The following is a 14057-nucleotide window of genomic DNA, read 5'->3' as shown; positions in this document are numbered from 1 at the left end:
AAATCATAATGATGGGATAGCAGAATCCAAATAATCGTTGTTTTTTCCGCCTAGCTAAAATTTAATTCTCTCGAAATTTCTGCTAAATATTAAATAATGTTGATTGCAAATTTCCCAAAAGTGCAAAATTAAATCAATATAATCTTATGAGCTATTGGCGGTTTAAAGTTTTTCGTTTAAAGCATTTGGCTCTTTTCATATTGAGCTGCTGTCTCAATATAAGTTTTGCGCAGCAGGATACCAGCAGTCTTGCATCTGCAAAAAAAATAAGACTAGATGAAGCCATTTTATTAGGCATTAAAAATAACCGGCAATTAAAACTTGCAAATGCTGATTTGGCTATTGCTAACGAAAATGTCAGTCAAGCAAAAATTGCAAAAGCGCCAAGAATCAGTTTAAACGGAGGATACAATTATATCGGAGATCCTAAACTTTATGAAGGATTTTATGCTAGAAATGTAACCGTAGATTATTACGACCATCAGGCCTTTGCCAATATTATTTCTTCACTCCCAATTTATGCTGGAAATGCCATTAATACCAGAATTAATCAGCAGGAATTAATTAGTGAAATGCAGGTATCTGCTGTAAAAATGACTGAAGCCGACGTCAAAAATGCCATTACAGAACAATATTTTACACTTGAGAAATTATACCGACAGATTGAGGTTACGAAACAGAATATTATCAATACTGACATCCGAATAAATCAGCTGAAATCGCGTGTGAAAAATGGTCAGAATCTTACGAGTGATCTTTTGAGAACCGAACTGCAGCAATCTAATTTTAAGGTTTCAGTTTTTAGAAGCACCAATACCATTCAGCTTATCAGCAATTATCTGGATATATTAATCGGTTTTCCGACCAACACAATTCTGAAACCTGAAGTGGCAGAAAGTATGATTCCGACAGAAAATATGAATTTGCAGGAAAGTTTAGAAGAAGCATTTCTGAATAGGGAAGAGATGAAACGGGCAGATATAAGAATCAAATTATCAGAATCCTCATTAAGTCTCACCAAAAGCGGATTTAAACCGAGCTTAAATGCAAACTTAATTTTGAATACCGAATATCCGGCGCAGTGGCCCAATTATGTTAATATCCTCAATTACTGGGCAGCGGGACTTTCTTTGAATTGGGATATTTCGAGTTTCTATAACCTGAAACACCGTATAGGCAGCGATAAATTGGAAATCGATAAAAGTAATATAGCTTTAGAAGTTACCAAAGACCAGATTACTACCGAAGTTAAAAATGCGTACGTGAGATATGTGGAAAGCAAAGAAAATATTAAAACCTATAAAAAAGATGTAGAGCTGTCAATGAGCAATTATAAAATTGTAAAAAGCCGATATGATAACGATTTTGCTTTAATCAGCGAGATTGTAGATGCTGAATTGCAATTAAACAATTCTAGAATTTCACTTGTAAACGCCAATTTAGATTTAATCATTCAATATTACTCACTTCAATATGCAATGGGCAAACTTTAAAACTTCTTGTTATGAGCGAAGCAGATACACAAAACGGAGCAGTTCAGAAAAGTGAAAAAAAGAGAAACACAATTCTCACGGTACTGTCTTTTGTTTTTTTAATTGCAGGAGGATTGTGGATTTTAAGTTTGTTCTTTGATTTCAGTTCCTATGAAACCACCAATAATGCACAAGTTGAAGCTTACATTAACAATGTTGCGGCACGTGCAACGGGGCATATTAAAGAAATAAAATTTGAATCCAATCAGCAGGTGAAAAAGGGAGATACATTGGTTGTTTTAGATGACGAAGAATACATTATTAAAGTCAAACAGGCCGAAGCAGATTTGGCAATAGCCGAAGGGAATCTGCATTCGCTACAACAAAATATTACGACTTCGATTTCAAATCAGGCTTCGGGAAAAGAGAAGCTGGCTGGAGATTTGGCAAGTTTAGAAAAAGCTCAAAAAGATTATCAGCGTTTCAAAAACATGTATGCCGATTCGGCTGTGACGCGAAATCAGTATGATCAAGTTATTTCTAAATTAAAATCAGAAGAAGCTTATGTTAAGGCAGGCAGAAAAGGTTTGGATGCCAGCAGTTCGATTACCAAACAAAGTTCTATTAATCTAGAAGCTGCCACAGCAACGGTTGCCAGAAAGAAAGCAGATCTTGACGCAGCAAAATTGCAGTTGTCTTATACGGTTGTTTTGGCTCCAGCTGACGGTTTTGTAGGCGAACGAAATTTGTCTATTGGCGAGTTAATCAATGCTAATCAAACCATTGCTACTATGGTTCTGACGGAAAAATTATGGATTTCAGCCAATTTTAAGGAAACCCAGATAGAAAAAATAAAACAAGGACAAGAAGTGACCATTACGATTGATGCCTTGGACGGAAAAGAATTTAAAGGAAAAGTGGCTGGTTTTTCTCCTGCGACTGGAGCCAAATTTTCAATGGTAGAACCCGATAATTCAACAGGAAATTTTGTTAAAATCACCCAGAGAATCCCAGTTAAAATTGAATTTGAAACTCCCACAAAAGAGCTTCAGGAAGTAAGACCCGGAATGAATGTAACAGTTGATGTAAAAAAATAAGAGATGTTTGCAGGAAAAAAAGGAAGCGTTTTTACACTGACAGGATTGTATATCCTGACGATTCCTTTTTTTAACGGACTCAATGTTACGACTTATGACAATTCGCAGATATTAGGGCACTTTGGACCTTCAACAACTGCTTTTAGTTATGCGGTTTACATTCCGATTTTTGTTATGCTGGCTTTTGTGCCTTTAGGATTAAAACTAGGGAAACAAATTAAGGTTCGCACCATGATTTTATCGGTTTCGTTTTTGTCTCTGCTTTTCAATACAGCTTCCTTATTTGCACCGACCATTGCTTGGTTTGTTTTGTGCCGTTCACTTTTGGCGATTGTTTCCATTATAGGAATATTTGCTTCAATGGTGCCCATTTTATTGAAATATAATCCAGCTCTTAATATGGCTTTGATGTACGGAATTTTTCAGTTTATACAAAAAGGAAGTCAGCATTTGTATCAATATTTAGGAGCACATTTTGTGAGTTTTCATAACTGGACGTTTGGGATCTATTTCCTGAATGTCAATTTTTTAATTTGTATTATTTTGGCTTGGTATTTTTATAAAGCCGATGTGGCGCCTATGAAAACCAAATTTCAATTTGATTGGAGAGGCTGGATCATCTTGATTTTATTTTTTACCATTATTCTCTTTTTATGTGCTGAGGGACAGACCAGAAATTGGTTCAGTGATCCTAAAATAACGCTGGCTTCAGCAGTTTTATTTATTGTGGCAGGAATCTATCTGCTTCATGTTCGTTTTACAGAAGAACCTTTAATTAATCCTGATGTTTATAAATTCAAGAATGTGATTCCAGGCGCATTTTTGATGTTTTATATCGGAATAATGAATGGAACTGGAAGTGTCGTAACAGGTTATATGACCAATATTTTAGGTTTTGATCCTGTTTTGGGAGCGGTTACACATCTTTCGCTTTTGATTGGATTATGCATTTCGATTCCGCTTTCGACTTACCTTTTATACAAACGTATTTATCTGGCTACGATTTGGGTGATTGGTTTTGCCTGCTACGGAATGTATCATATTATACTTTTTTTCAGATTTTATCCAGGAATTGACGCATCTGATTTTTATTTGCCATTAATTTTTAAAGGATTAGGAATGGGTTTTCTTTTTCCTGTTTCACTCTTATATATTTCAGAAGGAATTCCTCCGAATTTGAGTACATCCCGCATGATGACGGGAATTATAGCACAGGCAGTATTTGCTTCTTTACTTGGAGGAGCTGTTTTAGGAACTTTTATTTCAAATATGAATGTGCAGCATAAAACAGGTTTAAGCCAGCAGTTGAGTCCGATAAATAAACAAGCGGAAAATCAGTTAGAAAATTCGAAAAGGCAATTTTTATATATGGGATTATCAGATGCCGAAGCCCAGAAAAAAGCAGAAAAAAGCCTTTCTAATGAGACCTCTCAGGCTTCTATATTATTGGCTTATAAAGATGTTTATCTCGTTATGTCGGCGGTTTGTTTTCTGCCCATTTTTATAATCCTGCTTTTCAAACTTTGGCGTAGACCAATAGGGAGAGTAGAAGTAGAGCCGATACCGATTTGAGGGTGAGGAGTAAAGAGTAAAGTAGCAAGAAGAAAGAAATATTAACCATTGATTTATATTATGATAGTGCAAAAAGACCGTTTTTTATATCGTATTTGGACTCAAGAGAAAGGACTCAGTGGTATGCTGATACTCTTGTTTATCATGCATTTTATTGTCATTCCGTTTTTTGGCAGTTATATGCGTTTTATGACAGCAGTTAATATATTTTGGATACTATTTCTTTTTGCTGGAATTATAGCTTTATCAAAACATAAAAAACAAGCTTTTCTTATTTCTATAATTCCCTTTTTGTTTATTATAACACAATGGATTAATTATTTTAAGCATAATATTTTTATCCTCTTTGCCGATCTAATTCTCTCGGTTGCCATTATGCTGCTTCTCATTACTTTGGTTTTAATAAAAGTTTTGGAGCCTGGTCCTGTAACTACTTATCGTATTGTGGGGTCGATTGTTGTGTATATGCTTCTGGTTCATTTTTGGTCTACACTTTATTTGTTTCTTTTTCAGCATATTGATGGTTCTTTTCAAATAACAGAATCAAAATTTACAAGCAATAGCGATCTGGCTAGTTTTATGTATTTCAGTTATATATGTATCACATCAACAGGTTTTGGCGAAATAGCGCCTCTTCATCCTTTGGCGCGCTCCCTGGTTCAGATTGAGGTGCTTACAGGAGTTCTATATCCCATAATCTTAATTGGAAGACTAGTTTCAGATGCCAATTTTTCTATTAATAAGACTGAGAAGAAGCAAGATTAGAGAAGCAAGAGTAAGGATTTAAAGAAATCATTTACCATTAACAATTCACAACTTACAATTACCATTCACCATTAAAAACAATAACCATGAAAACAATCAATTCGAATAAAAAGAAAGAACTATTTGATACTATTTTACAGTTATTTTTCATATTTCTCCTTGTTGGGTTTTGTCTTAAACTGCTGTTGCCTTTTTTTATGCCTATTCTGTGGGCTGTAATATTATCTGTTGTGTTTTATCCGATATTTAATTCGTTGCAGAGAATATTAAAAGGACGAAAAGCATTGGCATCGGTTGTCATTACTATTTTGATTATTGCCATTATGGTGCTGCCTCTCATTTATTTTCTGAAAGCGGCAACGGGAAATTTTTTAGAACTGAAAAATAGTTTTGAGGCAGGAACGCTTAAAATTAGTCCGCCGGGAGCTTCTATAAAAGAATGGCCTATAATTGGGAAGCCTCTTTATGAGTTTTTGCTTTCAATGTCAACAGATTTAGAACAAGGTGTTGTTAAATATCAAGATCAGATAAGAGAATTGTCTTCTAAAATAATGGCAAGTATTTTAAGCTCTGGTGCAGCATTTTTGCAATTTATACTTTCAGTTATTATTGCAGGAGTTTTATTGGTATCGCCAGGAGGAAAAGCTTTCTTTATGAAATTCTTGAAAAAAATTGCAGGAAATGAAGCTGAAGGAATTATGACGATTTCGGTTTCAACTATTTACCAAGTGGTTAAAGGGATTTTGGGAGTTGCTGTTATTCAGACCATTATTCAAGCTATCGGCTTGTTTTGGGCTGATATTCCGTATGCGGGAATATTGACTTTAATTTGTTTGATATTTTCTATTTTACAGATTGGACCAATTATAATTAATATCGGAGTTATCATTTATCTTTTCTCAACTGGAGATTCTGGTCACGCCGTTTTTTGGACTATATTTTTTATCATCAGCGGATTGTCTGACAATGTCTTAAAACCTTTATTATTAGGAAAAGGAGCTCTTGTACCTATGCTTGTGATTTTTTTAGGTGTGATTGGTGGTTTTATCATGTCAGGTTTCATCGGATTATTTGTTGGACCAATTGTGTTTTCAATAGGCTACAAACTGTTTGTGGCATGGCTAGATGACAATGCAGAGCCTGTTGAAGAACCTGCGGATGATATTGAGATTGTGTAATTGTTGATTTTTGGTGGTTGATTGTTGATGGTGAAATGCTGGGGAGCAATTTCATAGATTAATTACGCTCATAGACAATAACTCGCAAGTTACATTAACATTTTAGATCTCAACACCAACAACCAACAACCAACAACCAATAACCAAAGGCCCATAATTAACAATTCACAATTTATAATTCACAATTAAATAAAGTATTTTTGCAGGATTCTAATTCCAGCAAATGAAACGTTCCGGTACAGCAGATCTTCCTTTACATTATGGGCATGTTCCATTATGGCTTGCTGAGCGAATGTCTAAACTTGGTCTTGCAATTGTAGAAACGATTGCAATGGAATTTTCGACTGCTGAGGTTATAAGTAAGTTAAGTAATCCATTTTGGTTTCAGAGTTTCGGAGCTGTTATGGGAATGGACTGGCATTCGTCTGGAATTACGACTTCGGTGCTTGGAGCACTAAAAAAATCGGTTAATCCACATTCAAAAGAACTTGGAATTTATATCTGCGGAGGTAAGGGAAAACATTCTATGGCAACGCCGCAGGAACTTTTATTTGTCGGTGAAAAAACTGGCCTTGACGGAATTAATCTTGCGAGCTGCAGCAGACTTACTGCAAAAGTGGACAATACCGCTATTCAGGACGGATTTCAATTGTATCAGCATAATTTTATTGTGGATAACAAAGGGCAGTGGGCTGTTATTCAGCAGGGAATGAATCCGAATTCGCGAACTGCCAGAAGATATCATTGGCACTCGCAAGATTTAAAGTCTTTTATAAATGAACCGCATACTTTTATTTATGGCGAAAATCAAGGATCGATTTTAAATCTTACGGCAAATGAAGCTACAAAATCTAGAGAAGGCATTTTAGAATTGGTAAAAGAATCGCCAGTTAAAATCATAAAAGAAATGCAGCATCTTTCTATGCCAGCGCATCACGATGTGAGAATGGAAGATGTGAATATGAAAAGACTCGGTGCCATGCTTTGGGCTACTCACGAAAACAAGCCTGAAGACTTTGAAGAATTATTACTTTTAAAAGGAATGGGACCAAGAGCTTTACAGTCTTTGGCTCTTGTAAGCGAAATCATTTATGGAACTCCAACACGATTTGAAGATCCGGCTCGTTTTTCTTTCGCTCATGGCGGAAAAGATGGACATCCGTTTCCTGTTCCCGTTAAAATCTACGATGAAACTATTGATACGCTACAAAGAGCTATTAATCGTGCTAAAATTGGAAATAGCGATAAACTAAGTGCTATTCAAAAACTATCTGAGATTTCAAGAAAAGCAGAAGAAAGTTTTACGCCAAATTCTAATTTTGATGCTTTAATTCAAAGAGAAAGAGAGGAATCTCATAAATATGGAGGAAGAACTGTTTTTGGCGATGAAAAACCTCCTAAAAAGAAACCTATAAACCCCAACAATCAGCTGGAATTATTTTAAAGAATTATAAACTTCTATCAGCCTTTAGTTATATAAAAATCCAATAATGTCACAAAACGAAAAATCAATCTATACCTTACAATTCATTTTACTTTGTTTGAGTTCCTTACTATTTTCATCAAGTTTTAACATGATGATTCCAGAACTTCCTAATTATTTAAGCAGTTTGGGAGGAGCAGAATATAAAGGACTTATTATCTCATTGTTTACATTAACGGCTGCAATTTCTCGACCTTTCAGCGGTAAGCTTACCGATAAATGGGGGCGTGTTCCTGTTATGGCGATAGGATCTTCGGTTTGTGTGGTATGTGGATTTCTGTATCCAATTTTGAGTTCTGTTTCAGGATTTTTATTGTTGCGTTTGGTTCATGGTTTTTCTACGGGATTTAAACCAACATCAACATCGGCTTATGTGGCAGATATTATTCCGCAGCATAGATGGGGAGAAGCACTCGGAATGCACGGATTATGTTTTAGCATTGGTGGGGCATTGGGGCCTGCGCTGGGAAGTATGATTGTAAATAATTATGGAATCAATGTGATGTTTTACTGTTCATCTTTTCTAGCGTTCTTTTCTATTATTATTGTAATGAATATGAAAGAAACTCTTGCGACGAAAGAAAAATTGAACAGATCAATGTTCATTATCGGAAGAAATGATATTGTAGATAAAAATGTGTTTCCAGCAGGAATTATTACTTTTCTTTCGTACACAGCTTTCGGACTTATTTTAACTTTAATACCAGATTGGAGTGAGCATTTGGGAGCAACAAATAAAGGAATATTTTTTACCGCTTTTACGGTAGCTTCAGTTATGGTTCGTTTTGCAGCAGGAAAAGTTTCAGATAAACATGGCCGACCAAAAGTGATAATGGCTGGATTAATCATAACTTCGATTGCACTTTTTATAATAAGTTCAGGAAGAGATATTAATATGTTATTGATTGGAGCCGGAATTTACGGAATTGGTACCGGTATTTTGTCACCAGCAATTAGCGCATGGACCATAGATATGAGCAATCCTGAACATAGAGGAAAAGCGGTTGCAACTATGTATATTTCTATGGAACTCGGAATTGGTTTGGGAGCTCTTTTAGGAGGAACTTACTATAACGATCAAATCAATCGTATTCCGCAAATCATTAGATTTGATATATTGGTGTTAATTTTAGGAATTATATATCTGACTTATTGGGCAAGAAATAAAAAGAGAATTAAAGCGTAATTTTCTAGCGCTTTATTCTTTTTTAATATCTAACTGTACTTTAAATTTACCATAATAAGGATTATCGGCCATTAAAGAATGTCCGATTATTAAAACGTGAGTTCCTTTTTGTTTGAGCGGAATTTTCAAGTCCATTCCAAAAGGTCCGTCTGAGCTTTTATCAGGAAAAATAATTTGATTAAAACGGATGTTTCCTTTTCCTCCATCTGGAATTATTTGAGCGTTTAATTCGCCCAGTTCTTCATTTTTAAATTGAACGTAAACTTTTGAATTTAGAGAATCTAAATGGCCTTCAGCTACAAACGCATTTTCTTCATTTTTAAAATTCATAAAAATAGTGTCGCCTATTTGTTTGTTCTCCTGTTTTTTTTCTTTTTGAACAACAGGTATTGGTGATTCAGCAGAAGCTTCTTTGTTTTCCTTCTGCTGACATGAAAAAAAGAAAATGGAAATTAGAAGTATACACAAATTTTTCATAACAGTATTTTTAGCTCAACATTTCGAAACTTCCCGGCTTTTCTTCATTCTTATCGTATTCTCCTGCAAGATTTTCATTTGAATTTTCTTCTTCCTCCCAGTCATTTTCATCATACTCTGAATGAAAATCATATTCAAGATTATCTTCCAATTCTCCCAATTCTAGATTGTAGTGATTTGAAGCTGTTAGTCTATCAGTATAATCTCCCGCGAGATAATCATCATAATTTAGCAGAGGCTGTTCTTCGTAAGAATTCATTTCAAATCCAAATTCTTCAGATGTGTAATTTTCAGATTTCATATTAATCAGTTTTAATGAATGAATAATTGTGGCTAATTCTTTAATTAGATTATTCTAAAATTACATTGTAAGAGGGCTAACGATTTTATATAATTTCCTTACAGTTTTATCAAATTTTCATTTGAGACGAAAATTTAGTTATAAAAAATGGATTTTATAATTTTTTGTTTAAAAAGGATTTAAGAGAATTTTTGTGTTATTGTTTGGAGCAGTATAATTAAACTGTTATGGAATATAAAAATATCCTGATTTATATTTATTGAAATCTTCTTTTTTTAATTTATTTGGGAAGATTTGTTGTGTTTAATTATTTGAAAAACAGGTAATTGTACTTATTTCTTTTTCGGATATTATTATTAAATTTGTTCCTACAAATTAATAGTTCCTTACAAGCCTACTCCTTGCAATTTTAGAAAAAAGAGCAGAACAAATCCAATGTTTTATGCTAATATTCAAAATGATATTTTTAAGTTATAAAATGTCATTGTCAAGCATTTTCACTATATACGATTAGCATATTCTTATATCGATTATAGGGTTAGAAAGAAGAATTGAAAATTCCTGAGATATTCCTTGATATCAAATTTAATAGATTCTAAAAACAAATAACCATGGATATAGTAACAGATCTTACAGCAGAAGCGGTTTCATATATCACCTTATTTCAAGATATTTTAAAAAGCCAGCCCAAAGTAAATGTGCAGGACAATTTGAAAAATATTACAGAGCGGAAATCGTTTGTTGTATGTAATTTGCTTATTGATAATTTAACTCCTAATCAAAAAGAGAAAATTAGAGATTTGGTTTGGCATAGTCCTACAAAAGCAAACACTAAGGATCTTGCCAGGATATATTTTAAGAGGACTGTTTCACTTTTAGATTGGCTTTCTGAAAATATATTGATAGATGAAAAAAAGATCGATCTATTATCTGATAAGGAAACATCAAAATTAAATTTGTTTAAACCGCCATTTTTTTGGAGGGAGAAAATCAGGCACATTTTATATAAGGAGTCAGACAAACGTCTTGAATTGGTAGAATTATTAGAATATATGCCAGTACAGGTAATTTTGGCTATAACATTAAAAAAAGAGAAAGATTATACGATAAGACTTTATCAATTTTATCTAAAGAGAATATTCGAAAAAGAATCAGAAACAGTGGTAACTTTTAGTGATCATGATTTACTGACTAGGGAAGATAAGGATAAACATGCTGAGTTTTGGAAAAGTGAAGAGGCAGAGTTTGCCCAATCTTACCTCAAAAATGATCAAGAATTGCTCAAAAAATTAATAAAAAATGGATGTTCACTTCCCTTTGAAACACTCTTTAGAGATGAGTTAATAGAAATCTCTAGGGCACGAAAAGCAAGGGATAAAGAATTAAATCAAGTTTCGGTAAACAATGATTATAAAAGCGAAACCTTAGCATCCCATTCTATTAAAGCAGAGCAAGTTTTTGATGCTGTGGGAGAAGCAAGTGAGATGAAACTTATGGGACTTGCTTTTTCAGGAGGAGGAATCAGGTCTGCCACTTTTAATCTGGGTATTCTACAACGATTAGCAGCACTAAATGCACTCCACAGATTTGATTATATCTCAACTGTATCTGGTGGCGGTTATATTGGAACTTGGTTTAATTCATGGGTAAAGAGATCGGGTTCTTTTAGCAAAATTAATGATCGTCTTTCTCCTGATAAATCTGGTGATCCATTAGCAGATGAAGTCCGTCCAATACGATGGCTTAGAATGTTCAGTAATTATTTATCTCCAAATGTTGGAATAATGTCTCCAGATGCATGGACTTCTGGTATGACCTGGGTGCGTAATACAATGATTAATCAAACCGTATTGTTACTGACATTATTGACTATTCTGTCTTGCATCTATACTATTTATTCTTTTTGGGATTGGGTTAGAGAAAGTATAACGCAACAAAGCATTTTATGTGTTTCTATTTGGAGCAGTATCATATTGATAATAGGTTCTCTAATTGTTGCGATTCCAATGCGTACTTTTTATAGTGATGAAGAAAAAGAATCACATAAACTATGGTTAATAAATTTGAGGAAATCAATAATAAATTTTACGAGAAAATTTAAGTTAGGAACTTTTATTCCTAATATAATTCTGATTTGGGGCGGATTTAGTGCATTAATTATTAGTACTTATTTTGCGGCATATAATCCAAATTTTATTGGAAATGATAAATTTTGGTTTATAGGTTTAGTTTTTTGTGCGGCATTTTCAGGTTTTATCTGGGTAGCTGTTTGGGGTAATTACCATAAAAGATGGGATCTCATGAAAAGAGGAGTAGGAAATGTTACGCCAAAAGAAGAAAAAAATGATTACACTAAAGATGAAATTCAAGAATCTAAAAAAATATTTGAGAAAAAAGTTGGTTGGGCAATTGCCTTATCTTCTCTTATAGCATCGGCTGTGCTAGTATTTCTTTTGATAGTTTTTTGGTCCAATACAAATATTATTTACAATTTGTTTATAGAGCATTATTCAAATTCTTGTAAAGTATTTTTTGTTATCGGTATTCCTTGTATTCTTGAAATATTCTCTATAGCTGTGATTATCAGAATGGCACTAATGGGGAATCTGTTTCCTGATTATCGAAGAGAATGGTGGGGTAGAATAGGTGGTTTGGTTCATCGTTTCATACTTTTTTGGATTATCATAAGTTTTGCTTCTTTGATTATGCCTGATCTATGGGAGAAATACTCCAAAATGGATTGGGAAATCCCACCAAGTTGGGGTTGGACTGGATGGGTTGGATTTATTGGATGGGGTATGAAAAAAGCTTTTGAAGCTGCGGATGAAACTGAAAGCAAAAAGAAAAGCTATGTTGATATTTTGCTTAAAGTCGTGCCGTTTGTTTTTATGATAGGAGTTCTGTTAATAGGTTCTTGGATTTTAGAAAAAATAGAAGGATTTAATTTTTTTCCGAATATAAAAGAAAACTATGTCAAATTTTTTTGGATTACCATAAGTTTATTAATTGTTACAGCTCTAGTAAGTTGGCGAGTGGGAGTCAATGAATTTTCATTACATCATTTTTATAGAAATAGGCTAATTAGAGCTTTTATGGGGGCAACTCGTAGCAGAGAAGAAAGAATAAAGACTGCTAATGCATTTACTGGATTTGATGCTTATGATGATATTTTACTGTCCTCAATGACTGTTAAGGATGGTTATTTTGGACCTCTTCCGCTTATAAATGCCACACTCAATGCTACTGTAGTTTCTGCTTTAGACAGACAGGATCGTAAGGGGGAATCATTTGTTTTTTCTCCATTATATTGCGGCTATGATTTTAGTCCGACACGTTCTTCGACTTATAATGTAGATCGAATATATGAATATGGATACAGACCAACAAATAAGTTCTCGAATAAGAATGGTGGACCAACCATGGGAACTGCAATGGCAATATCGGGCGCCGCAGTTAACCCAAATTGGGGATATCATTCTTCTTCTACTATGGCATTTTTACTTACGCTTTTTAATCTGCGTCTAGGCTGGTGGATTGGTAATCCGAGACTAGCTAAATGGAAGAATCCTGATCCAGTATTTGGCTTATTGTATTTAATGCGAGATCTTATTGGTAAGTCAGATATTAATATGAAGTATGTTTGTCTTTCCGATGGCGGTCATTTTGACAATACAGGTTTATATGAACTTATAAGAAGACGTTGTCACTATATTTTATTGGGTGATGCAGAGCAGGATAATAAAGGAACATGCGAAGGGCTTGCAAATGCGATAAGACGATGCCGAATAGATTTTGGAGTTGATATTGATATTTCAATTGATGATATTATTAAAGGAAAGAGTCATATAGCCAAAGGAGCTATTAAGTATCCAGGCGATAAAAAAGATATTGGAACGCTCATATATATCAAAACTGTTGTGACAGGTGAGGAACCAGCTGATATTAGGGAATATGCTTTGGCGAATCCAGATTTTCCACAACAATCAACAGGAGATCAATTTTTTGACGAAGCACAGTTTGAGAGTTATCGTAAATTAGGTTATTATTCCATTAAAGATATAAGCGAATTATACTTGCCTTGATCTTTGATAATGAAAAGTATGTTTTTTAGCATAAAAAAAAGCCTGTAAACAAAGAGTTTACAGGCTTTTTTGTGGACTTGACGAGATTACAATCGAACACCTAATACCTATATTAATGTTCATAGATAAGCTTGAGAAAAAGCCGTGAAGCCTTATATTTAGAGAGTTTTTGGTTTTTGATACTTAGTTTAAATTTTCAATCTTTTTTTCTCTTTGATTTTTTTGTTATAAAATAGCTTTTTTAGAATTAAAAACACCCAAAAAAATGGTTCAAGGTGTTCGACAGTTGAACACCTTGAAAAAGTTGAATATTTTAAACTTACAATAAATGTAAATGCCATCGACTCCTCACTTTTTTTATCCAATAATATATTGATAAATAAACGATAAGAATAATAATAACTTTATTTTTTAGCAAATATTGAAAATTTCTTATAAAGAAGT

General features: G+C 33.8%; 10 protein-coding genes. 8 read left to right on the top strand and 2 right to left on the bottom strand.

The window, feature by feature from the left end; translation table 11 throughout:
• Nucleotides 1-146: 146 nt before the first annotated feature.
• From DMA14_RS21085 to DMA14_RS21055, 7 genes are all read left to right on the top strand, one after another.
• On the top strand, nt 147-1493 hold the full coding sequence (locus DMA14_RS21085) for a TolC family protein (protein WP_111426464.1): 1347 nt from the start codon (nt 147-149) through the stop codon (nt 1491-1493).
• A gap of 11 nt (nt 1494-1504) precedes the next feature.
• Complete coding sequence (locus tag DMA14_RS21080) at nt 1505-2569, top strand: HlyD family secretion protein (RefSeq protein ID WP_111426463.1); 1065 nt, start codon at nt 1505-1507, stop codon at nt 2567-2569.
• 3 nt (nt 2570-2572) lie between these two features.
• Nucleotides 2573-4141, top strand: coding sequence for an MFS transporter (locus DMA14_RS21075; RefSeq protein ID WP_111426462.1), 1569 nt, complete (start codon nt 2573-2575; stop codon nt 4139-4141).
• Between the two features lie 60 nt (nt 4142-4201).
• Nucleotides 4202-4906 carry an ion channel gene (locus tag DMA14_RS21070; RefSeq protein WP_111426461.1) on the top strand — a complete coding sequence of 235 codons (705 nt, stop codon included), beginning with the start codon at nt 4202-4204 and terminating at the stop codon, nt 4904-4906.
• An 86-nt stretch (nt 4907-4992) separates the two neighbouring features.
• Nucleotides 4993-6084 (top strand): AI-2E family transporter, encoded by a 1092-nt coding sequence (locus tag DMA14_RS21065; RefSeq protein WP_111426460.1) that lies wholly within the window; start codon nt 4993-4995, stop codon nt 6082-6084.
• 223 nt (nt 6085-6307) lie between these two features.
• Nucleotides 6308-7528, top strand: coding sequence for a DUF763 domain-containing protein (locus DMA14_RS21060; protein ID WP_111426459.1), 1221 nt, complete (start codon nt 6308-6310; stop codon nt 7526-7528).
• Nucleotides 7529-7574: 46 nt separating this feature from the next.
• On the top strand, nt 7575-8753 hold the full coding sequence (locus DMA14_RS21055; RefSeq protein WP_111426458.1) for an MFS transporter: 1179 nt from the start codon (nt 7575-7577) through the stop codon (nt 8751-8753).
• A gap of 12 nt (nt 8754-8765) precedes the next feature.
• Here the strand turns inward: DMA14_RS21055 and DMA14_RS21050 are convergent, their stop codons facing one another.
• Entirely contained in the window at nt 8766-9230 is a 465-nt protein-coding gene (locus DMA14_RS21050; RefSeq protein ID WP_111426457.1) for a hypothetical protein, read from the bottom strand.
• Between the two features lie 10 nt (nt 9231-9240).
• Nucleotides 9241-9531 (bottom strand): hypothetical protein, encoded by a 291-nt coding sequence (locus tag DMA14_RS21045; protein ID WP_111426456.1) that lies wholly within the window; start codon nt 9529-9531, stop codon nt 9241-9243.
• Between the two features lie 611 nt (nt 9532-10142).
• On the opposite strand from DMA14_RS21045, the gene DMA14_RS21040 reads away from it, so the two are divergent.
• On the top strand, nt 10143-13613 hold the full coding sequence (locus tag DMA14_RS21040; RefSeq protein WP_157957747.1) for a patatin-like phospholipase family protein: 3471 nt from the start codon (nt 10143-10145) through the stop codon (nt 13611-13613).
• Nucleotides 13614-14057: the final 444 nt, after the last annotated feature.

It is taken from the genome of Flavobacterium sharifuzzamanii, assembly GCF_003254585.1.
Lineage (GTDB): Bacteria > Bacteroidota > Bacteroidia > Flavobacteriales > Flavobacteriaceae > Flavobacterium > Flavobacterium sharifuzzamanii.
The sequence above is the reverse complement of the archived record's forward strand: the minus strand, read 5'-3'. Positions and strand labels throughout refer to the sequence as shown.